The sequence below is a fragment of the Paenibacillus sp. 05T425 genome (assembly GCF_056396205.1).
Map to the genome: position 1 here is coordinate 150,236 of NZ_JBFTLA010000007.1, position 21,631 is coordinate 171,866.

General features: G+C 49.9%; 18 protein-coding genes. 8 read left to right on the forward strand and 10 right to left on the reverse strand.

Annotated features, from left to right (window positions below; all coding sequences use genetic code 11):
- Positions 1-4: 4 nt before the first annotated feature.
- The 3 genes from AC1DF0_RS17915 to AC1DF0_RS17925 all read right to left on the reverse strand — a co-directional run bounded on the left by AC1DF0_RS17915 (position 5) and on the right by AC1DF0_RS17925 (position 5,748).
- Positions 5-2,824: an EAL domain-containing protein gene (locus tag AC1DF0_RS17915; protein ID WP_477574847.1), complete on the reverse strand. Its 2,820-nt coding sequence runs from the start codon at positions 2,822-2,824 to the stop codon at positions 5-7.
- A 203-nt stretch (positions 2,825-3,027) separates the two neighbouring features.
- Positions 3,028-4,434: a glucuronate isomerase gene (gene uxaC, locus AC1DF0_RS17920; RefSeq protein WP_442047984.1), complete on the reverse strand. Its 1,407-nt coding sequence runs from the start codon at positions 4,432-4,434 to the stop codon at positions 3,028-3,030.
- Between the two features lie 18 nt (positions 4,435-4,452).
- The gene (locus AC1DF0_RS17925; protein ID WP_477574848.1) at positions 4,453-5,748 is read right to left on the reverse strand and encodes a Gfo/Idh/MocA family protein; all 1,296 of its coding nucleotides are present in this window, start codon (positions 5,746-5,748) and stop codon (positions 4,453-4,455) included.
- Positions 5,749-5,882: 134 nt separating this feature from the next.
- On the opposite strand from AC1DF0_RS17925, the gene AC1DF0_RS17930 reads away from it, so the two are divergent.
- From AC1DF0_RS17930 to AC1DF0_RS17945, 4 genes are all read left to right on the forward strand, one after another.
- A complete protein-coding gene (locus AC1DF0_RS17930; RefSeq protein ID WP_477574849.1) occupies positions 5,883-6,746 on the forward strand; it encodes an AraC family transcriptional regulator in 864 nt (287 codons plus the stop codon).
- A 165-nt stretch (positions 6,747-6,911) separates the two neighbouring features.
- Positions 6,912-7,916 carry a Gfo/Idh/MocA family protein gene (locus AC1DF0_RS17935; protein ID WP_442047987.1) on the forward strand — a complete coding sequence of 335 codons (1,005 nt, stop codon included), beginning with the start codon at positions 6,912-6,914 and terminating at the stop codon, positions 7,914-7,916.
- 55 nt (positions 7,917-7,971) lie between these two features.
- A complete protein-coding gene (locus AC1DF0_RS17940; protein WP_442047988.1) occupies positions 7,972-8,898 on the forward strand; it encodes an AraC family transcriptional regulator in 927 nt (308 codons plus the stop codon).
- A 25-nt stretch (positions 8,899-8,923) separates the two neighbouring features.
- Positions 8,924-10,003 (forward strand): Gfo/Idh/MocA family oxidoreductase, encoded by a 1,080-nt coding sequence (locus AC1DF0_RS17945; RefSeq protein ID WP_475819617.1) that lies wholly within the window; start codon positions 8,924-8,926, stop codon positions 10,001-10,003.
- A gap of 124 nt (positions 10,004-10,127) precedes the next feature.
- Here the strand turns inward: AC1DF0_RS17945 and AC1DF0_RS17950 are convergent, their stop codons facing one another.
- The 4 genes from AC1DF0_RS17950 to AC1DF0_RS17965 all read right to left on the reverse strand — a co-directional run bounded on the left by AC1DF0_RS17950 (position 10,128) and on the right by AC1DF0_RS17965 (position 13,847).
- Positions 10,128-10,829 carry an SDR family oxidoreductase gene (locus AC1DF0_RS17950; RefSeq protein ID WP_477574850.1) on the reverse strand — a complete coding sequence of 234 codons (702 nt, stop codon included), beginning with the start codon at positions 10,827-10,829 and terminating at the stop codon, positions 10,128-10,130.
- A gap of 40 nt (positions 10,830-10,869) precedes the next feature.
- Positions 10,870-11,325: a VOC family protein gene (locus AC1DF0_RS17955; RefSeq protein ID WP_477574851.1), complete on the reverse strand. Its 456-nt coding sequence runs from the start codon at positions 11,323-11,325 to the stop codon at positions 10,870-10,872.
- A 140-nt stretch (positions 11,326-11,465) separates the two neighbouring features.
- Positions 11,466-12,548 carry a LacI family DNA-binding transcriptional regulator gene (locus AC1DF0_RS17960; protein WP_477574852.1) on the reverse strand — a complete coding sequence of 361 codons (1,083 nt, stop codon included), beginning with the start codon at positions 12,546-12,548 and terminating at the stop codon, positions 11,466-11,468.
- Positions 12,549-12,614: 66 nt separating this feature from the next.
- Complete coding sequence (locus tag AC1DF0_RS17965; RefSeq protein ID WP_477574853.1) at positions 12,615-13,847, reverse strand: GTP-binding protein; 1,233 nt, start codon at positions 13,845-13,847, stop codon at positions 12,615-12,617.
- 407 nt (positions 13,848-14,254) lie between these two features.
- Between AC1DF0_RS17965 and AC1DF0_RS17970 the strand changes: the two genes are divergently transcribed.
- A complete protein-coding gene (locus AC1DF0_RS17970; protein WP_442047994.1) occupies positions 14,255-14,632 on the forward strand; it encodes an ABC transporter permease in 378 nt (125 codons plus the stop codon).
- A gap of 60 nt (positions 14,633-14,692) precedes the next feature.
- On the opposite strand, the gene AC1DF0_RS17975 is transcribed toward AC1DF0_RS17970, so the two are convergent.
- Both AC1DF0_RS17975 and AC1DF0_RS17980 read right to left on the reverse strand, forming a co-directional pair.
- Positions 14,693-15,766, reverse strand: a complete 1,074-nt coding sequence (locus AC1DF0_RS17975) for a Gfo/Idh/MocA family protein (protein ID WP_477574854.1) — start codon at positions 15,764-15,766, stop codon at positions 14,693-14,695.
- Positions 15,763-16,899 (reverse strand): Gfo/Idh/MocA family protein, encoded by a 1,137-nt coding sequence (locus AC1DF0_RS17980; protein ID WP_477574855.1) that lies wholly within the window; start codon positions 16,897-16,899, stop codon positions 15,763-15,765. The genes AC1DF0_RS17975 and AC1DF0_RS17980 overlap by 4 nt, the downstream gene beginning before the upstream one ends.
- A 146-nt stretch (positions 16,900-17,045) precedes the next feature.
- On the opposite strand from AC1DF0_RS17980, the gene AC1DF0_RS17985 reads away from it, so the two are divergent.
- The 3 genes from AC1DF0_RS17985 to AC1DF0_RS17995 all read left to right on the forward strand — a co-directional run bounded on the left by AC1DF0_RS17985 (position 17,046) and on the right by AC1DF0_RS17995 (position 19,764).
- On the forward strand, positions 17,046-17,891 hold the full coding sequence (locus AC1DF0_RS17985; RefSeq protein WP_477574856.1) for an AraC family transcriptional regulator: 846 nt from the start codon (positions 17,046-17,048) through the stop codon (positions 17,889-17,891).
- 104 nt (positions 17,892-17,995) lie between these two features.
- Positions 17,996-18,445 carry a MarR family winged helix-turn-helix transcriptional regulator gene (locus tag AC1DF0_RS17990; RefSeq protein ID WP_442047998.1) on the forward strand — a complete coding sequence of 150 codons (450 nt, stop codon included), beginning with the start codon at positions 17,996-17,998 and terminating at the stop codon, positions 18,443-18,445.
- Between the two features lie 74 nt (positions 18,446-18,519).
- Positions 18,520-19,764, forward strand: coding sequence for an MFS transporter (locus AC1DF0_RS17995; RefSeq protein ID WP_477574857.1), 1,245 nt, complete (start codon positions 18,520-18,522; stop codon positions 19,762-19,764).
- Here the strand turns inward: AC1DF0_RS17995 and AC1DF0_RS18000 are convergent.
- Complete coding sequence (locus AC1DF0_RS18000) at positions 19,700-21,559, reverse strand: PAS domain-containing sensor histidine kinase (protein WP_477574858.1); 1,860 nt, start codon at positions 21,557-21,559, stop codon at positions 19,700-19,702. The genes AC1DF0_RS17995 and AC1DF0_RS18000 overlap by 65 nt on opposite strands.
- Positions 21,560-21,631: the final 72 nt, after the last annotated feature.

Genomic DNA, 21,631 nt, shown 5'->3' on the forward strand with positions numbered 1-21,631 from the left:
TCCACTACCTCCACTTATCTCTATCATATTCATTCGCGAGAAAATTGTCGGTGATTTCCTTAGCTGTCATTGGTTTGCTGAAATAATAGCCTTGCATTAAGTAACAATCACGATCGCTTAAAAAACGAACATGCTCCTTCGTTTCGACGCCTTCGGCAATGACGCTCAAGTTCAAGTTCCGCGCCAGCGTAATAATCGTATTCGTGATGGCAGCATGATCGTCATCGCTTGTAATGTCCTGTAGGAACGATTTGTCGATTTTTAACGTGTCGATCGGCAGACTGGACAAGTAGCCTAACGACGAATATCCTGTTCCAAAATCGTMAATCGCGATTTTCACTCCTATCCCTTTCAAAGCCTTCATCGTTTTCAACGTTACTTCTTTGTTTTTGATGATTGAATTTTCTGTAAGTTCTAGTTGTAAATTGTCAGGGGCTATTCCCACCTCTTGCAGCACCGATTGGACGGCAACAAACAAATTGTTTTGCTCGAACTGGCGCGCCGACAAATTAATCGACATGCTGTATAACGGATAGCCTAGCTGCTGCCACTCTTTTAATTGTCGGCATGCCGTTCGCAGCACCCATTCGCCGATAGGGACGATAAGAGCCGTTTCCTCGGCGATCGGAATGAACTGATCCGGCGATACAAGCCCGCTCATAGGGCGATTCCAACGCAGCAGCGCCTCAACGCCGACAATTCGGCCAGTCAAGTAATTGATTTGCGGCTGGTAATAGAGCTCTAGTTCTTGTTGATCGAGCGCCTTGTACAGATCGTTCTCGAGCTTAATGATTTCGAACGTTCTCGTATCCATGCCGTTTCGGAAGAAATGATAGCTGTTGCCGGTGATTTCTTTTGATTTGTACATGGCGGTATCCGCGTTCTTGATCAACGTTTCGGTCGTGTCGCCGTGATCGGGATACATGCTGATGCCCATGCTCACCTTCATATAAATTTCGTGGCCCATCAGCTCGAACGGATCGGCGAAGCAGTCGACGACTAGCCGGACAACCTCGATGACCTCGTCTTCGCCTTCGATGTGCGGCAGGAATATCGTGAATTCGTCCCCGCCTTGACGCGATATAGTCGCTTCCTTCGGCACGGAGCGGATCAGCCGGCTGGCGACATCCCGCAGCAGAAGATCACCGTAGCTGTGGCCGAGCGAATCGTTAATGAACTTGAAGCGGTCCATGTCCAAATAAAGGACCGCGAGCTTGCCGCCGTTCTTCTGCGCATGAACCAGCCCTTCATTGAGCTTGTCGATCAGCAGCAGACGGTTAGGCAAATCGGTCAAGCTGTCGAAGTAGGCCCGACGCCTAATCTCCTCCTCCATCTGCTTCCTTTGCGTAATGTCCTTGAAGGTGACCACTTCGCCGACGATTTCGTCCTCTTCCTTAATTGGCGATATGACGTTTTCGACTGGAAAGCTGGAACCGTCCTTCCGATAAAACAGCTCATTCTCATAGTAATGGTCCCATTTGTTGTCGGACTCTTGCTTATGAACGGAGGACTTTTGCTCCTGCTGCTTTCCTTTGAAAATAATCCGCGAGGGCTCGCCGATCATTTCGGCGGAAGAGCTGTAGCCTAACATGGAGACGCCGGCCGGATTGCAGAACGTAATGTTGCGATCGAGGTCTAAGCCGAATATGCCTTCGCCGGCCGAATTAAGAATAAGCTCCTTCTCTCGGCTGAGCTGCTGCAATTCGCTTACGAGGCGTTCAAGCTCGTTATTCTTAACCGTGATTTCAGAGGTCCGCTCTTTGATGATCGTTTCTTGCTTCTCCATATAGAGCAAGTTCGACAGCGTCGACGCCGTCGCGTCCACGATCGATTGCGCGAGCTGAAGCGTAGCCTCGGAATAGAGAAGAGTGCCTTCATCGAGCTTAACGACCGCGATGGAGCCTAGCGCTCCGCCCATCGACACGAGCGGCAGCATCAGCATGCCTTTAATTCCGAAGTTGCGGCAAACCTCATGATTAGGACGGCTGTCCGCATACACGTCCGGAATGAGTACCGCCTTCTTCGTCCGAATGACCTCTTGCACGACCTCATCATTGCTTTCGTCGATTATTATTTTGCTATGGGTGCGCATCCAGTCTTCTTCCGTCCAGTCGCTGTCCTTGCTTAGCTTGGCCGGCTTAATTTTGCTTTCCGTAATCGGATCGAGCAAATGTACGCCGATATTATCGTTCTCCAGCACCTTGCCGAGATAGAAGAAACAGCTGTCCAGACTCTCCTGCATCGTAGAGCACAGCGAGAGGTCGCGAGTGACGTCGAGCAGCAGCTGCTTCTCGGCGATCAAGTTTTCTTTGTGCGCCAAGTTTCTCGCGTTTTGGATCGACACGGCCGCCATATTTACATAAGCTTCCACCGTCTGTATTTCCGAATCGGTCAAGTTCATTGGAATGCCGTAATCGAACAGAAATACAAGTCCGAACAGCTCCTGCTCGAACGAGATGGGAAGCACGAGCAGCGATTTGATATGAAAGCCTTGCACGGCTCTCGGGTCCGGCCGCGAATCTTGAGACGTATCCGGAATATAGATCGTTTTCTTCGTTTCGATGACTTCTTTTGCAAGCAAATCCATCTCGGTGTCGATCACATGCATATCGAGCGTCCAACCGTTAATGACCTCCGGCTTGCCCACATAACCTCTAAAAGTACCGTCCTCTTGGGGTAAATAAATGCCTACAGAATCGCAACCTACGATTTCTTCGGATATGGCCGTCGTTACATGCTCAAGCACGTCTCGCAGTTCAAGCTTCGTATTTATTAACTTCGTGAGATTCGCAAGACGTGAATATCTCATCTGTTCCTTTAACATGACAATACCACCATTCCCTTAGTAAGTTGCCCGTCCGTTCTTGCTGGTCAAATGATTCAGAACCTGCATTTACCAGTATGTATAATTAATCTACAAAATTCTACACAAATCCTATAAATCCTTTATCCGAATTGTCATTTCCAATAAAAAATACCCGAATACACATTTTAGTGTATTCGGGCCTCTATTTCGATCCTTTTTCGTTAAAAACCGAAGTATTGCTTCGCATTGCGGTACGAAATATTTTGCACCATATCACCGAGCAATTCCAGATCGGCAGGCGCTTCGCCGTTCTCCACCCATTCGCCGAGCAGGTTGCATAAAATACGGCGGAAATACTCATGGCGCGTATAGGACAGGAAGCTGCGTGAGTCCGTCAGCATACCGACAAAGCGGCTGAGCAAACCAAGATTAGCCAGCGCGTTCATCTGATCAAGCATGCCGTTTTTCGTATCGTTGAACCACCATGCCGAGCCGAGCTGAATCTTGCCCGGTACGCCGCCGCCTTGATAGCAGCCAATTAGAGCGCCGAGCACGTCGTTGTCGTTCGCGTTAAGCGAATAAACGATCGTATTCGGCAACAGGTCGTCCGAATCAAGCGCGTCGAGCAGACGAGACAGCGGGTAAGCCACCGAGCTGTCGTTAATGGAATCGAATCCCGTATCCGGGCCGAGCTTGCCGAACATGCGCGCGTTGTTGTTGCGCGCAGCGTTAATATGAAGCTGCATCGCCCAGCCGCGCTGCGCATATTGACGGCCAAGGAACAGCAGCGTATACGTCTTATACTTCTTCTCGTCCTCCAGGCTTACCTTCTCGCCTTGCAGCGCGCGCGCGAATATAGCCGAAGCTTCTTCCTTCGTCGTCTCTGCGTACGCCACATAGTCCAGCGCGTGATCGGATACTTTGCAGCCGACCTCGTCGAAGAACTTCACGCGATCCGCGAGCGCGTCCAGCAGCGCATCGTAGCTGTCGATCGAGCTGGCGGATACTTCCGCAAGCTGCTTGATCCATGGCAGGTAAGTCGCGCGGTTAATCTCAAGCGCCTTATCAGGACGGAATGACGGCAGCACCTGTACGTCGAATTCTTCCAAACCTTTGATTGCGATATGATATTCCAGCGAATCGACAGGATCATCCGTCGTACAAATAACCTCGACGTTCGACATCTTGATCAGATCGCGTGCTTTGAAGCTGCCCGTTGCAAGCTTCGCATTAACCTTCTCCCAGATCACGGGAGCATTCTTCTCATTAATAAGCTCCTGCACGTCGAAGAAACGGCGCAGTTCAAGATGCGACCAATGATACAGCGGGTTGCCGATCGTCTGCGGAACGGTTTTCGCCCAAGCCGCGAACCGCTCGTAATCGGTAGCGCCTTCGCCGCCGGTTACAAGTCTTTCCTCCGCGCCGTTCGCACGCATGGCGCGCCACTTGTAGTGATCGCCGTATAGCCAAGCTTCCGTAATATTGGAGAAGCTCGTATTTTCATAAATCTGTTGCGGGCTTAGATGACAGTGATAATCGATGATTGGCATTTGCTTCGCATAATCGTGATAAAGCGTAACGGCCGTCTCGTTAAATAACAAGAAGTTGTCGTCCATAAATGGCTTCATTGCAGCTTTCCCCCATAATCACTTTTTGTAAAAATGAACCAAATCGTCGATCTGTACCGCCTGACCCGTCTGAATCGAGCGGTTAGCCGCGATGCCCGTCAAAATCGATCTTGCCCCGTCTATGTGATTGGCAGCGCGATTCCACTTATCCTCCACCGGCGTACCGAACAGATCGTTCAACAGAACGGGGTCGCCGCCGCCATGACCGCCGACTCCTTCTTCCACGTCAACCTCGTACGGCGCTCCGAACATCGGGAATACCGTAATCGACTTGTCCTTCAGCGCGCCCTCCTCGGACTTCTTGCCGCCGGAGTTCACGTAAGACTGCTCGACGATATTCATTTCGATGCGGCCTTTTGTGCCGTTGAATGCGATGCGGTAGCCTTCCCATGGCAAGTAAGCGTTTAACGAATAAGTCATAATCGCGTTGTTCTTATAGCGGACAAGCACGCCCATTGTATCTTCGATATTGATGCCGTCTCCGAACACGCTTTGATCTCGCCGGTAGCCGTCCTCGTGTTCCGCGTCCAGGTACATCGATTTCAAATGGTCGTTTTTATCCAAGTGTAGCGCAAAAGGATCGTTCTCGGCAATCGGATTGCCCGTCGCGCGCTCATAAAACTTCGTCTCGCCGCGTTGCTCCGCATTCTCGCGTCCGTAGAACAACAGGTCGCCGAAGGCGAATACCGATTCCGGCTGCGAATCGATCCAGAAGTTAACGAGGTCAAAGTGATGCGTCGACTTATGGACGAGCAAGCCGCCGCTGTTCCCCTTATTGCGATGCCATCTGCGGAAGTAGTCCGCGCCATGCTGCGTGTTAAGCAGCCATTCGAAGTGAACGGACGTTACTTTGCCAATTGCGCCGCTCGCGATCAGTTCTCTCGCCTTCGTATGATGCGGCGCATATCGATAGTTGAACGTGACGCGCACGTTACCGCCCGTGCGTTCTACCGCATCGAGTATTTCCTGACATTTCTTCTCGTCTACCGTCATCGGCTTCTCCGTTACGACATCGCAGCCCAGCTCCAGGGCGCGAATGATGTACGAATGATGCGTACGGTCCATGCTTGTTACGATTACAGCATCGGGCTTCTCGATTTCGATCATGCGATCGAACTCATTCGACTTATAGGTGTTAACGGCGTTGTAGCCATACTTTTCGGTCAAAATTCGGTTCGCGTAATTCATGCGGGTCTGGTTAATATCACAAAATGCCGTTAGCTCAGACGTTTCCTTGAAATCGGTTGCAAGCGCACCGTAAAAAAATTCAGCCCTGCCGCCGCTGCCTACCAATACATAACGTTTCTTTGTCATTTGATTCGTCCTCCTCTATTTATCTTGGTTTTATTTTAGCGCATAAGAGTAGTATAATTCTCTTCATATTCTGCTTAATTTTGATCAAATACCGCATATCTTGCGCTAATCATACCTTTTGGAGGCTGGAGATCATGCCCACCGAGCAAGAACCGTACAGTTACAGCTTCGGCGACACGCCGGAGCTTTACGTCGAATACATGAAGCGATCAGAAGCGTTCACGATGAGCGTCGACCATTATCACGCCTATTACGAAATCTATTACATGCTGTCGGGAAAACGGCTGTACTTTATTCGCGATCGTTCATACGCCGTCGAGCAAGGCGATCTCGTGTTCATACCGAAGCATGAGCTCCACAAAACGATGCATGCCGGCGAAGCCGCGCACGAGCGTGTCATTATCCACTTCGATGACGCTACAGTCGAGAAATGGTCTTCGGAGCACTTCGGGTATTTGCTTAGCTCGTTCCGGCAAGACAGCCCCATCATTCGCCTGCCGTTGTCCGAACAAAATCGCGTCGAGCAACTCATTCGCCAACTACTCTCGGAAATAGAGATTAAACCTACGGGATATGAGCTTATCCCCGGCCCGGCTATAACCGAACTGCTGCTTATTGCGGCACGTTACGTGGAGCAGCATGATTTTGCGCCGATGCAGCACGAAACGCCGATGCATGCGAAAATAACCGAGGTCGTCCGGCATATTAACACCAGCTATGCAGAGCCTCTTCGTCTTGGAGACCTATCGGAGCGTTTCTTCATTAGTTCTTATTATCTCAGCCGCATGTTTAAGGAAATTACCGGTTTTGCCTTTTCCGACTACGTCGTTCTGACCCGCATTAAGGAGGCGCAGCGCCTGCTTCGCGATTCAGACAGCTCAATCTCGGAGATCGCGGTTGCCGTCGGTTTCGAGAACTTTTCCCACTTTGGCAAAATGTTCAAGAAGATCGCCCGGCAGTCGCCTCGCGACTATCGCAAGCAGTATGGCAAGAGTTGATCAACTTCCACGAGCTAGATTATCAAAGTGTCGTAATATTGAACATATAAGGTCATGAAATTGCACTAATAATAAGAAAATAAATATGTTACATTTACTTTGTTGTCATAAATTTATATATTGAGGCTATACAATCAACTGCTGAACTAATGGAGAGGTGAATGTATGATTCGCATAGGTAAAATTAGCTATTGGCATGTGCATGCATGGGATTACACGAAGCAAGCTCAGGCGCACCCGGGGACAGAAATTGCGGCCGTATGGGACGAGATTCCTGAACGCGGACGGGAAGCTGCCGAGAAACAAGGCGTTCCATTCTATGAGAATTTGGATGACATGTTAGCGAGAGAAGACATTGACGCCGTTATCGTCGATGCGCCAACCTCGATGCATGCCGAAGTGATCGCGAAGGCGGCACGCGCAGGCAAACATATTTTCACAGAAAAAGTAATTGCGCCGACTTTAAAAGAAACAAATGTTATACTTAACGAAGTAGCAAACAACAAAGTGAAACTTACCGTATCGCTGCCTCGTCTAAATGATAGTTATACGCTCGCGATTCGCGATATTTTGGAGAAGAATCTGCTCGGCAAGTTGACGCTTGTGCGGACACGTTTATCCCATAACGGAGCGATTGCGGACTGGCTGCCTAGCCACTTCTACAACTTGGAGCAATGCGCCGGCGGCGCGCTCATCGATCTTGGTTGTCATCCGATGTACCTCGCTAGATTGTTCCTTGGCGAGATGCCTTCCGAAGTATCCGCTACGTTCAGTTACTTAACTGGCAAAGATGTCGAGGACAACGCGGTATCCGTGCTGTCTACCCCTTCGGGAGCTATCGGTATTGCGGAGGCTGGCTTCGTGAACAGCCACTCGCCATTCACGATTGAAGTCCACGGCACGGAAGGAACGCTGCTGTATGGTACGCCGGACGGCGAACTATTGCTTCGCACGAATGGCGCAAACGGCGAATATGCCGACAAGTGGACGAAGATTCCGTTGCCTGGCAATCGTGAAAGCGCATTCGACCAATGGGTCGGCCATATCAACAACGACACGCAAGCGGATGAGAACATCTCCTTGGCAACCGACCTTACGAAGCTGATGGAAGCTTCTAACCGGTCTGCTCAGGAGAGAAGAGCGATCTCGATCAGCGAGCTTAGCGAGTAGACGGGCATCTGGAACTGCAGAGGAGGAGATGGTTTTGCCTAGCTTCCCATACGAAATGATGAGAGAACGCGAAGATGCGCTGGAACGATTGGAGCTTCACATCAGATGGGGACGTTATGATATCCATGTGCTGCGATTCCATCTCACCCATTTTCCATCCGGCAGAGTCATCGGCTTTCACAAGCATGCGGAGTTCGAATTCCATTTCATTCCTCAAGGCAGAGGCAAGGTCATTATCGTCGATCAGGAGTACGCGCTGAAGTCCGGATTATTGTACTTAACAGGGCCCGAGGTCATGCACTATCAGGAAGCGGATACGGCTGAGGCTATGGACGAGCTTTGTCTTCATGTCGATATTATCGATCGCAGCCTGGAGCAGAACGAGCTTCCCGATGTATACGATGACTGGGAGGATGCGGAAGCCCATGCCTGCGTCGAGAAGCTGAAGGCGCTCCCTGCTTATCCGACGTCCGATCTTCATGAGGCGATGCCGTGTTTCCTTGATGCATACCGGGCTTATAAGGACAACTATACGGGCAGCTATACGACCATTAAGCAAAATGTGATTCAAATTCTGCTGCGTGCTGTCCGCGCATACGAGACGGCAGGCGAGCAGAAGCAATTTCCGACCCGCGACATGAAGGCTTATCGGTACCGGCTCGCAATGGAATACATCCAAGCCAACTATGCCGGGCCGATTACACTGGAGGATGTTGCCGACAAGCTGAATCTCGGCGTAAGGCAAATTCAGCGGTTGTTCAAGGAGCTTCATAACGGGCAATCCTTCAGCCGCATACTCGAAGATATTCGGCTTGCGGCCGTCTGCCGGGAGCTTGTGGCAAGCGAGTTATCCGTAGAGCAAATCGCGAAGAACGCCGGCTTTGCCGCCGGCAACTATTTGCACACCGTCTTTCGCAAGCGTTACGGAATGACCCCTTCCGACTATCGGAAGATGGAACGTCAGACCGTGACTACTTTATAGACTTAATCTGAGGAGGCTATTTAATATGTCACGTACTTATCGTATTGCAATTGTAGGCTGCGGCGGTATCGCCAACGGCAAGCATATGCCGGCGCTGAGCAAGCTGAAAAACATTGAAATGGTCGCATTCTGCGATATCGTGGAAGAGCGCGCTGTGGAAGCGTCCCAAAAGTACGGCGCTGAAGGCGCTCGCGTGTACACGAACTATAAAGAATTGCTAACCGATGCTACTATCGACATCGTTCATGTATGTACGCCGAACGATTCGCATGCTGAAATTGCCATTGACGCGCTCGAAGCAGGCAAACATGTTATGAGCGAGAAGCCGATGGCGAAGACGGCTCATGACGCTCAGCGTATGGTTGATGCAGCGAAACGCACAGGCAAAAAATTGACGGTCGGCTACAACAACCGTTTCCGCGCTGACAGCCAACACTTGAAGAAAATTTGCGAGGAAGGCGAGCTTGGCGAAATTTACTTCGCGAAGGCTCACGCGATTCGTCGCCGTGCCGTTCCGACTTGGGGCGTATTCCTCGACGAAGAGAAACAAGGCGGCGGCCCGCTTATCGATATCGGTACGCATGCGCTTGACCTTACGCTGTGGATGATGAACAACTACAAGCCGAAAGTCGTACTCGGCACTTCGTACCACAAGTTGTCGCAACGCGAGAACGCGGCTAATGCATGGGGACCATGGGACCCTGCCAAGTTCACGGTTGAAGATTCCGCATTCGGCATGATCGTGATGGAGAACGGCGCTACGATCTCGCTCGAATCAAGCTGGGCACTCAATACGCTTGAAGTCGACGAAGCGAAATGTACGCTGTCCGGTACAGAAGGCGGAGCCGATATGAAAGACGGCCTTCGCATCAACGGCGAGAAGCACAGCCGCCTGTACACAACGGAGATTGACTTGAAAGCCGGCGGCGTTGCGTTCTACGACGGCGCTACCGAAAGAGACATCGATCTCGAGATGAGATTGTGGATCAAAGCAATCGACGAGGACAAAGATCCTGTCGTGACGCCTGAGCAAGCATTCGTCGTATCCCAAATCCTTGAAGCTATCTACGAATCAGCGAAAACCGGCAAAGCGGTTTACCTATAATTCATTAGAAGCCAGGCAGATACAAACCATCTGCCTGGCTTTCTTATATGTCTCTAGAAGCAGGAGGAGCCCCTGTGAACACATTAGTGTGTTCACAGGGGCTCCTCCCAACTATTCCAAATCACTACAAGCGCATCGGCGCTCCACGATGATCGATGAACAGCGCACCATCTTCCGCCGCTGTCCGTCTCTCCACCAAATCCAATATGCCGCTAGCCGAAGCGTCTGCATCACCTGGCGCTTGCTCACCGCCCATGTCAGTCTGTATCCAGCCGGGATGTACGGCATGAACAAGTATGCCTTGCGGTCCAAGCTCTGCCCGTAGTTGAGCAGAGAACATGTTAAGCGCAGACTTCGACAATGCATAAGAGTAATCTCCGCCGTAAGCGCCAGCCGAGCTGCCTGCCTCCGAGCTAATATTGATAACCGCTTGCTGCTCACCTTTGCGCAGCAAAGGCAGGAAATGCTTCAGCACGAGTATCGGCCCATATAGATTCGTCTGGAACGACTGCTCCAGCTGTTCCGCATCCAGCTGTTCCAACTTCTGATCGCGCCCAAGCAGAATAGCCGCGCTGTTAATAATGACATCGAGCCCATCGAACCGAGCCCCTGCCTGCTCACTCGCATATCGGATCGAATTCTCATCCGATACGTCAATCGGCAATAACGTAAGTTGCTCTCCATTTTGCTCGATCAATGGCTGCAGCTTCTCCACAGAAGAGCCTGGTCCTCGTACCCCGGCCAGCACCTCATGTCCACGCTTGCATGCTTCCTTTGCCAAGGCAAGGCCAAGCCCCCGATTTGCACCTGTAATTAATATTCGCATTTCGTCATTTACCTCCATCTATATCCCAGTTGATGCTATCTCATTTATCGTTCTCGAGCAGTTCCAACATAACCTTTAATGATTTGAATGTATCCATATAAGCGTAACGCCCCCCGGTATACTCCCCTTTTTGCACAAGAGGCATACCGTTTTGCTCCATCAAGGCGATCTTCTCCTTCATGCCCTCGACGGCAAAAGCAATATGATGCGGCCCTTCGCCATGCGCGTTCAGATGATCCCTCCATGTGCTCGGATGCTCATCCGGCTCGATCAGCTCAAGCTGAAGCGCTCCCATATCGAAGAACGCAAGCTTCGCCCGAGCTACGGATGATTCGCCGTTATATTCCGTCTGCGCCTTGTCTACCGCATCCGTCCAGAACCAATCAGGCTTATCCACGCCAAAAAACTGTGCGTATGCCTGCGAGGTTGCTTCTATGTCATGCACCAATAGACCAATCTGAGTAATGGTACGATTGCCCAAAATATTATTGTTCATAGCTAACATTCCCCTTTTCGATTAGTGTGCATCTGTGCAAAATCCGAATCGCGGTTTCCTTACATAAGCATCCCCCTTCATTAGCTTCGAATTGCGTGAACACGCGTTTATTTCTTTGTAAGAAGAAGCGCCTCTTCCACTTATGAAGAAGAAGGCGCCCGGCAGGAATCACGTATGATAAGCGAATTCGTCATCGCTATTTGTGAGTAAACTTGACTGCCGTTCTCTATTCCGTCAATTAAATGGCGAGTAAGCTCATCCATCATCGCCGAGAAATCAACGTGAATCGTTGTCAGAGGGGGACTAAATCCGGCGCTCAGACTATGGTCGTCGAAACCTGCGATTGATAGATCATCAGGGACGCGCAAACCTGCTTCTCCTAATGCGCGCATAGCTCCGAAAGCGATGCTGTCGTTGGCTGCGAAGATCGCCGTCGGCAGCTCTCCGCCAAGCTTTAACAGTTCCTTAATCGCCAAGTAGCCGCTTGGTTCATTGAAATCAGCTGCCATCATCCATTGCTTCACAATAGGCAGCCGATTGCGCTCCATGGCCGCCTTGAAACCCTTCCGCCTCGCAACTCCCGAGTACCTGTTCAAATCGCCGTTAATAATCCCAATGCGCGTATGCCCAAGTCCCGCCAAATAATCGATAACAAGACCAGCACCTGCCTCATTATCGAAGTTGAATACAATCCGATTCGGCTCTTGCTCACCAGACATATGATGATCAACGATGCCGACCATGAAGCCCTCCGCGATAAGCTCCTCGATGATCGGCTCCTCATTCGCTGCTCCAATGAAGATGCCGCCATCAATTCGGCGCTGATAGAAACATTCCTTCACCGCCCTCGCTTCCTCCTGCCGCTTCGGATCGCGCACGATATGCGTCAAGACGAAGTAGCCGTATCTCGATGCGCTCTCAATTACTTTCGTCAGCAGCAGACTGGCGATCCAGTCGCTCGATACATCGCCCGAATCGATCATGAACAGGCCGATCGTTCTTGTCTTCTTCCCGGCCAACACTTGCGCTGACAGGTTCGGAAAATAATTATATTGTTCTATGACCTGGAGCACCTTCTGCCTCGTATGCTCCGGAACGTTCGAATAGTTGTTAATGACACGGCTCACCGTACTGCGCGATACGCCAGCAAGCCTGGCAATTTCGGTACTGTTTATTTCCTTGCCCAGCTTGCTCAAATCGATGTACCCACTTCCTGTAAACACGCGTTTATACCGCTATGTTAACAACGATCGCAACCGCTGTCAAACGTCATTTTCGCCTGCTGCTCCTTACATTTCTAATACAGTCGGAAACTCGTCCATGAGCAGGCTCCAATCCGATGCGAGCTCTTGATCGCTGAGAAGGCAGTCATCCAGCGAACCCGTCAGCTCGGCCCGATTCATCGCAATGCCGATGAATACAAGCTTATTGATCCGATCGCCATATTGCTCATCCCATTTGTCCGCAAGCTCCTTCTCTTCGGCGAGCAGCGCCAGCTTTTCGGCCTCCGGAAGCTCGGCAGCCCATAATCCTGCCGGCCCGAATTGAATGGATGGCCCTGCCTGACTTAAGCTTTGGGCCATCCTATTCCGAGTCGCAAGCCAGACAATCCCTTTGGCTCTGACGACCTCCTCAGGCCAGTGCTCCATCCAGGCCATTAATCGCCCTGGGTGGAACGGCTTTGCTCGCTCATAAACGAAAGAAGCGATGCCGTATTCCTCCGTCTCCGGCGTATGGTGCGGCGCTTCCATTTCCTTTATCCAACCCGCTGATCGGCTCGCTTCATCAAAGTTGAACAACGACGTGTGCAAAATATCTTTCGGATTGACCCGTCCTCTTGCAGCGCGTATCAACTTGGCTCTCGGTTGAAGCGCACGCAAAACGCCTTCCAGCTCCGCTAGATCCTCTTCCTCTACTAAATCGCATTTGTTAAGAATAAGCACATCGCAAAACTCGATTTGATCAATAAGCAGATCCACGACTGAGCGCGCATCGTCCTCGGAAGCTGCCTGGCTTCGTTCCAGCAGCGATTCCCCCGAGGAGTAATCATGCCAGAATCTATAAGCATCCACGACAGTGACCATACAGTCTAATGTGCAGTACCTCGATAGATCAATCCCTTGCTCCTCATCCAAGTAGGTGAACGTCTGCGCTACTGGAACAGGCTCGCTTATACCAGTCGATTCAATCAAAATATAATCGAACCGATTCTCCATCGCAAGCTTCTCTACTTCCCGAAGCAAGTCTTCGCGCAGCGTACAGCAAATGCAGCCATTCGACATTTCCACGAGCTTCTCGTCCGTGCGGGATAACCCGCCGCCGCCTTGAATCAAGTCGGCATCGATATTGACCTCGCTAAGGTCATTGACGATAACAGCTACTTTTAATCCTTCCCGATTGTTCAGAACATGGTTCATAATCGTCGTTTTTCCAGCACCCAAATAACCGCTCAGCACCGTGACCGGAATTTTGTTGCGGCTCTTCGTTTTGTCCAAAATGCTCAATTTGCTCAAAATGCTCATCTTAAGTGACCCCTCGTTTCCAATTGTTATATCGTAATTATTACGATTAGATATCGAAAGAAAAACCGATTCATATCGGTTTAATCGTAATTGTTACGATTAAGTGAGTATATCAGTCCATAAGGATCTCGTCAATGTATGTGCACCACTCTACTTTTCCGGGCTCATATCCAATCAATAAACTTTTGAGCTACATACTCTATTATATAGCTCATGCCAGATTAATAGAGGACGGTGGCGGAATGTTTAAAAAGCAAACAGTATGCTCTCCCAAGAAACAGGTATGTCATGTAAAAAATCGCGTGACGAAATGCGCAAAACGGCCGACGAAAAAAAGATGCTCCTGCAAAAAACATACTTGTGGATGCAATTCGGCGTTTAGAGCTATTGCCAATGCGGTCCAGCCCGTGCCTGGCGCAGGAGGCAACCCGTTCCCTCAGGTATTGTACGGTTTGGAGCAATTCGATCTCAATAATGAATATGATCCCGCAACATCGACGTTTATTCCGAAGAGAAGCGGCGTATATTCAATTACTGCAAGTGTCAGATTCGACAGTAACGCATCTGGAGCGGTTGATGTCGGACTAGCGATCCGGGCAAACGACGCGCCTATCCTAACCGATCGCGAAACGTTCCCGTTCGGCGACGGAAGCATTGATGCGGGCGGACTTGCCCGGCTGCGCGTCGGCGATCGGGTACAAGTTTTTTTTACGATTAGCGGTGTTGCAGGCGGCAACATTGAAGCAAACGTAGGCACACGTTTTGAAGGAGCACGAATCGGTTAATTCACAATAAAGAGGCCGCAAGCGATTGATGCGCTTACGGCCTGACTATAATTAAGCGGATTATTCGACCTTCACCGCTTGTTTCTGTGCGATCAAGCTCAGCTCCGCTGCCTTAAACGTATGCTCCTGCGTCATGGCAAGCTCCGTGCCGTTCAAGCAGTCGAGAATGAGCCCGCCAAAGTACGGGAAACCGACTTGGCCGCTTACCTGCATCCGCTGCTCGCCGTCCGCGTTGACCAAATACACTTGATCACCTGCGGAATCCCGTGCAATATCTACATACTTTCGAAGCTCGATGTATCCTTCCGTGCCCATAATAATCATACGGCCGTCCCCCCATGTGCTTAGGCCGCTCGGCGTGAACCAGTCTACGCGAAAATAGCCAGTCGCTCCGTTCTCGCCGACGATGGACATATCGCCGAAGTCCTCTAGCTCGGGGTATTGCTTATTATTGTAGTTTGCAACTTTACTGTTCACGACCGTTGCGTTTTTGTTGCCGGTAAAGTAAAGGAATTGCTCCACCTGGTGAGAGCCGATATCGCATATAATGCCGCCATACTTCTCCTTCTGGAAGAACCACTCCGGTCGCGAATGCGCGTTCAGGCGGTGAGGACCAAGGCCGATGACCTGCAGCACTCTGCCAATCGCGCCTTGTTCGATTAACTGTCCGGCGAACACGGCACTTTCCACATGCAACCGTTCGCTATAATAGACCGCATATTTCTTGCCCGTATCGGCATACGCTTGCCGAGCATCTTCAAGCTGCTCCAGCGTCGTGAACGGAGCTTTGTCGGTGAAATAATGTTTTCCTGCGCGCATAACGCTAACGCCAAGCGGCCCGCGGTCCGACGTCACCGCCGCTGCAGCAACAAGCTGAACCTGCGAATCGTCCAATATTTGCTCTAGCGACTCTGCCGCTTTCGCCTGCGGATATGTCTTCAAGAAAGCTTCTACCCGAGCAGGTTCTGTGTCGTATACCCATTTAAGCTCAGCGCCCGCTTCCAATAGACCGTTGCACATGCCATAGATATGCCCATGATCCAAACTAACCGCCGCGAAAACAAACTGTCCCGGCTCAGCTACCCTATTGGGCTTGCCTTTAGGGGCGTAATTCATACCGTCAGCTTTACTCATTGTGCAGTCACTTCCTTCTTAAACGTCGAATTGGCAATACGATCCTGCAAATACTCATAGTATTTCTCCTCATCGATCGGCAAGTCGACCCAATTATCCGTCCAAGTGGACAGCAGCATCGCGTTGGACAGCATCAATCCTTTAATGCCTTCCTCGCCGGGAGCAATAAGCGGCTCATCGCGCAGAATCGCATTGACCCAGTTCTGCGTAATGCCCTTGTGATCCGGGTAGCTGCCTTCAACCGGTATGTCCATCTTCCAGCATTCCGGTTGACCAAAGCTGCCTTTGTAGCTGTTGTTAAATTCCTTCTCCGATACGCGCAATCTCCAGAACGTAAGTTTATTGTCCTCGATAACAACCTTACCTCGGTCGCCGCTAATTTCCAGCCTGTTCGTGCCCGGCGCCTCGCCTGTCGTCGTTACGAATACGCCCGTTGCCCCGTTCTCATATTCGACGAAAGCCGTTACGTCGTCCTCTACTTCGATATTGCGATGTTTGCCGAAGTAACAGAAGGCGCGGACGCGCGTCGGCATCATACCGATCGTCCATTGCCATAGATCAAGCTGATGCGGGTCTTGGTTAAGCAGTACGCCGCCGCCTTCGCCTGCCCATGTGGCGCGCCAAGTGCCCGAATCATAATAGGATTGCGAACGATACCAATTTGTAATAATCCAGTTCGTACGCTTAATCTCGCCAAGCTCGCCGGAATCGATCAAATCCTTCAGCTTCACGTATAGCGGATTGGTCCGTTGATTGTGCATCATGCTGAACTTCACATTCGTCTTGCGGCTAGCGTCGTTCATCTCGCGAACTTGCTTCGTATAGACTCCGGCTGGTTTCTCGCAAAGCACATGCAGACCACGTTCGAAACACGCGATCGCAAGCTCGGGATGAGAGAAATGCGGAGTTGCGATTAACACGCCGTCAACAAGACCGGAGTCCATCATCTCATAGGGATCCGCGAATAAACCAACCTGATCGCCAAGCTGCTCCTTTGCCCATGCAAGGCTAGCAGGTACGCTGTCGCTAACGGCCGTCAGAACGACACCGCTAACCTCGCCTTTCTTTAAATATCCGATATGTCCCTTGCCCATATTGCCAAGTCCGATGATACCCAATCGTACGGTTTGCATCCGCCATTTCCCCTTTGTGTTGGTTTACTTGAATCGTACCACTTCAGAGCGAAAGCGACTTCATTCGCATTAGCTTGTATCCGCTTTAATTTAACTCTGGTTGGTGTATAATGAGTTTATTTACACAAGGAGGACTCGGGTGAGCAATGAGTACGCAGCATAAAATCTCCAAGCCTTTCACAATCGGGACAAGCTCCAATTATAACGCGCAAATTCAATACCATACCCATTTTCATTATGAAATCTATTACTTCCATGACGGTAAAGCCAACTATCTTATCAATGATCGCATTTATGTGCTCGAACCTGGCGATTTGCTTCTTATGCACGGCACAACGCTGCACCGAGCCAATGTCGATCCAAACGTGCTGTACCATCGTTCGACGCTGCATTTCGACCCCTATTATTTCAAGCAGTTCATTCAACCGCCCTTTGCAGCCGATTTGCTAGCTCCATTCCAGAAGCTGCAGAACGTGAGGCTGCAGCTTCGCGGTGAGGACAAGCAGGAAATAGAGACGATATTCGCCAAGCTGGTGCAATTCCATAATGAATCATCCACCTATGCGTTCCAACGGTTTCAAGCACTGTTTCTTGAATTCATGATTATTATTAACGAGCATTGCAAGCAACCATTGCAGGAGATAGCGACCTTACCGTCGCCGAAGGAACATCACGTTCAATCAATCATCTCCTATGTGGAGAAGCATTATGCCGACGACGTTACGCTTGACGCGATCCAAGCCGAGCTGCATCTAAGCAAATATTATTTGGCCAAAACGTTTAAGGAAGTAACCGGCATGACCATCTTTCAATTTCTGATGCAGCGCCGTATTTATCAAGCAAAGATCGAGCTCACTCAGGGCAAGCAGCCGATTACCGATATTGGTTACGAGGTCGGATTTAAGCATCCGTCTCATTTCAGCCGTGCCTTCAAGCTGCAATTAAACGTAACGCCTGAACAATACCGCAAGCAGCATCAGCTTCGTATTTAACTCCGTTTTGCGCCGACAACCTTTCCTTGACCTAATTAGTTGTTACGCGTATTATTGTTATATCAACTATTTTAGATTCGAATTGCGAAGAAGGTGAATGAACAGTGGAATTCAAACATTCAGTCGGCTATATGATCTCAAATACAGGCCGCAAGCTCAATCAAAGCTTACAGCAGCTATTTCACCATTCAGACGTTACGCCTGAGCAATGGTCGCTTCTCATGACATTAGACGAGAAGGATGGGATCAGCCACAAGGAACTCGCACAGCGTTCCGAGAAGGATCCTGCCAACATCACGCGCTTAGTCGATCAATTGGAGAAAAAAGGGCTCGTGCGACGGGCAGCGCATCCGAATGATCGAAGATCGCTCCTGCTTCACTTAACCGATCTTGGAAGATCGGCAGCGCACACGCTAGCTCCTATAGAAGCCGCATATGTCCGGCAGATCGTTTCCGGCATCTCACCGGAAGAAGTTCAATTGTTCATGCAATTCATGAACAAAGTGAACCGTAACATCGAGAACGCACAAGACATTCAACCTTTAAACGGCTGACGTTGCATTCTAGCGATTACAGTTTTTTTTGTGTTTAGGCAAAAAAACGACAACATCCGAGAGGGGAACCTGCAGTGATAGACAATCATAAATTATGGACCAAAGATTTTGTTAAAGTCTGCTTAAGCAGTTTTTTCTTATTTCTGAGCTTTTATATTATGGCTACCGCCTTATCGGGTTACGTTACCGATGGTCTCGGCCGATCTGAATCACAGGCGGGATTGGCAATGACCGTCTTCATTATCGCCGCCGTACTGCTTCGCCCGTTCACCGGCCAGCTAATGGACAAATTTGGCGAGAGGAAGATCGTATTCGTTTCGCTATTGCTATTCTTTTTATTTYCCGTCGCATACTTAGGCGTATATAGCTTCGGCATGCTGCTGCTTGTCCGTTTTCTTCACGGAGGAACGTTCGCAATCGGCACAACCTCAACGAACACAACCGCGATTAGCATTATGCCTGAGAATCGCAAGGGCGAAGGTATTAGTTACTTCAGCTTGTTCATGAGCCTGGCGATGGTAATTGGTCCGTTCGTCGGGCTGACGATTACGAAACACGGCGGCTACAATTCACTGTTTATGTTATGCGCCGTATTTGCGCTAATCGCTTTTGCACTAGGAGCCAGTGCTAAGAGCAAATCGACTGCAAAAGCCCAGGAGGCATCGAAGGCGCAATCGGGGCTATCTCAAACTACACATACCCAGGTTAAGACTAAGCTGCAATGGAGTAATCTCTTCGAACGTAAAGTATTGCCTATTGCCGTTAGCGGCTTCGTCGTCGCATTCGCTTACAGCGGACTCGTAACCTTCATGTCCGTCTTCGCAGCCGATCGTGCCATTGACGATTATGCCAGCTACTTCTTCGTCTGCTTCGGCATTATGATCGTCCTGCCTCGTCCAATCGTAGGCAAGCTGCTCGATCGAGTGTCCGAGCATTATATCGTCTATCCGAGCATTGCCGTCTTTGCCATCGGCTTGTTCATGCTAAGCGCTGCACATTCACCGCTTATGCTGCTCGTATCGGGCGCCGTCATCGGACTTGGCTATGGAGCTCTGCTTCCATGCTTCCAGACGATTGCCGTGCTGGCCGCTCCGCCGCATCGCAGAGGACTTGCTACGGCAACGTTCTTTATCCTATTCGATTTGGGCTACGGCATCGGATCCTTTTGCCTTGGCTTAATCGCTACTCACTACGGCTACACCGCCATGTATCTCATTTGCGGCAGCATCGTTGCCTTATCTTCTGTTGTTTATTTCATTCTGCATCATAAGCGCCGCCAGGCAGCCGTTCCTGATCTGAATCTTGAGCAGGCAATATAATTTCGATAGTCGTGCCTTCATTTTGCTTACTGTATAGATGCAGCGTGCCGTTATGGGCCTCAATGATTCGGGAACTGATCATCAGACCAAGACCAGTTCCCTTTTCCTTGGTCGTTACAAACGGCTCGCCAATCTTGGCAATGAGCTCCTCAGGTATACCTTGCCCCTCATCCTTAATTCGAATGCATATGTCGTTCTCAGCTGTAAGAACAGCCGATATATCCACAACGCCACCTCCAGGCATTGCTTCTATCGCGTTTTTGATGACATTCAGAAACACCTGCTTCAGCTGATTCTCATTGCAATATACGGCTGGCATTTCGAGCCCGAGCTCCACCTTAATCTCGACGTTAAGCAGAATCGCCTGCGTCTCCAAGATCGACAGCACGCTTTGCATAATCGGCTCGATATGTCCGCTGCTGAATTGCGAGAAATGCGGCTTCGCAAGCGTCATAAATTCGTTCACAATGAGGTTAATACGATCAATCTCCCCAGCCATAATATCAAAATAGTGCGAATGATCGTCGTACTTCGCTTTAAGCAGCTGGGTAAACCCTTTAAGTGCTGTTAACGGATTGCGGATCTCATGCGCTACACCAGCCGCCAATTGGCCAATGACCGAGAGCTTCTCCGAACGAACCAGCATTTCCTCCGATCGCTTTCGGTTTGTCAGATCCCTTATAACGCTAAGCAGTACGTTTTTGCCCATGTAATCATTTATACGTATGCTTGATATTTCGACGTCGACATATCTTCCGTCCGAACAGCGAACGATGCTTTCGGTGAAAGGGGCGATATCCTCAGACAAAATAATTTCATCCATCCGCATCGTTGTTTTCGCTTGGAAAGTTGGATGTATGAAGTTGATTACGTTTTGCCCGATTACATCATTGCCATCCTTAGCCCCTATTAATTCAAGCGCAAGCTTATTTGCATATATAACCTGGCCATCGTCAGTTAATACGATAGCCTCAGGAATGAATTTAATAATTTTCTGATACATGAGTGCTGTCATGCGAAGCTGCTGCTCCTGCTCATGCTTGAACGTAACGTCTTGCACAATACCTAGCATAACCTCCTCGCCTTCTATCGTTGTAATCGAGGAGCTGCCTTCAATATACATAACGCTGCCGTCCTTGCGCCGTCCTTTCAATCTCAGATGAATCTTAGTCGTTCCCTTGCTTAAACTGTCCATCACTTCATGCCTAATCTTTCTCAGATCGCCATCATCCAGCAAATCTCGCACTCTAATATGTATAAACTCCTCCGGTGTATAACCGTACATCTCCGCGAAGTGCGGATTTGTATATGTAATTTCATCTCCTTGCGCGACGAAAACTCCTGCAACCGTGTTTTCAATTACCGTCTTGTACAGCTTCTCCTTCTCGTTAAGGGAAGCCTCCATACGGATCCGATCGGATAAATCGCGGATAAGGAGCTGAATCCCCCGTTTGCCATCATAAGTAACGGCTACTGCCTTGATTTCGACTTCAAAAGCAGTTCCATCCATGCGCAGCAGCTTCTTCACTTGAAGGTTCGAGGGGCCAACCTCGCTAAGCAGATACTCCACATGTGCCGGGAGGCAGTACAAGTAATCCGGATGCAAGAATTGGACGATCGGCACCCCGATCACGTCTTCCAGCTTCCCTGCCTTGAAAAGCCGAAGTGCAGAGTCATTCGCGAAAACGAGGTCATAATCGACAAATACAACGAGAGCGTCAGGCAGCATCTGAACCAAATGCCTATAACGCTCCTCGCTCTCCAACATGAATAGATCACACTTGTTTATCGACATATGCTATCCCACCTATATGTGCATTTGCATGTAAATTTGTCATCATCATTGAATAATGTTCAACGTGCAAAA